Genomic DNA, 1,063 nt, shown 5'->3' on the forward strand with positions numbered 1-1,063 from the left:
TCTATATACTTTATTAAATGATAAAAAGAAGGATTCTATTGAATTCTATAGAAGTACAGTTGATAAAGAAATTCCAAATTATACTTGTCTTTCATATTTGGATGTAAAAAACAATAAAATTTGGCAACTAAAGTATTTTGCAACTGATACTGAAATTATCTTGTACATGAATAACGATGTAAAAAAAGATGGTAGCATAAAAAGGGATTCTCTTTATTTTCTTGATGAATCAAAAGAAGCTAAAATGGATACATATAAACTATTTTGGTAATAATCTCTAAAAGTTAATTATGATAAAGATTCTAAATCGATAAGAAATAATTATACAATAAAAGGTTGAGAGTTTTTTAAAATGAACATTAGGTTCCTTGACATATTGAAAAGAAAAGCCCTAGCTAGCAAAAGCGCAATGCTTTTGTTAGCTGAGGGAATTTTAAAATAAAAAATTATGAAAATTTTACAAATGCTATTTTTAACGGTTTTTATTGTAAAGCTTTAGTGTATACAATTCTCAAGCAAAAGAAATTAAGTTAGAAGTTAATCAATCAATAAAAAATGAAAATAAGTAAAAATCTAGTATTAGGTCTCTTATTGATCTTAATTTTAGGATGCAAAGAGAATACATCAAAACACGATTCTAAGAATTTAGTAGATACTCTTAAGGTTAATAATTCCAAAATTCTATCTGATACAAAGGAAACAAAGAATACCATAAATAAGTCTTTTGTTATAAGTTGTGGATCAGGATGTGCTATGACTTATACAGCAGAAAGTATTCAGTCAGAAGCTCCTACAATAAAAGTTAAGTTTAAGGTTGAGATGTATTTAAATGAAAAAGTATCTGACACATATTATGAAGTTTATATTTTTAAATATGATACTTCAAATAATATAATAAAAATACAACCTGAAGGCAAAAATGAAAATGTTTTAGAGAATCTTTTGCCCGATGCACAAGAATCTTTTAAAAAATTTAGTATTGATTTAATTAAGGATAAAAATTTAGAGATAAAGTCTTCTGAAACCTGTTTTAAAGAAAGTAAAATTAAATTACCTTATATAT

At 24.6% G+C, this 1,063-nt stretch carries 2 protein-coding genes; both read left to right on the top strand.

The window, feature by feature from the left end; all coding sequences use genetic code 11:
• Positions 1-271 (top strand): hypothetical protein (locus tag BSF41_RS23865; RefSeq protein ID WP_172426973.1); only part of this gene is annotated, 271 nt, incomplete at its 5' end.
• Positions 272-555: 284 nt separating this feature from the next.
• Positions 556-1,063 (top strand): hypothetical protein (locus BSF41_RS23510; RefSeq protein ID WP_141248191.1); only part of this gene is annotated, 508 nt, incomplete at its 3' end.

The sequence above is a fragment of the Flavobacterium sp. ACN2 genome (genome assembly GCF_002303885.1).
Taxonomy (GTDB): Bacteria; Bacteroidota; Bacteroidia; order Flavobacteriales; family Flavobacteriaceae; genus Flavobacterium.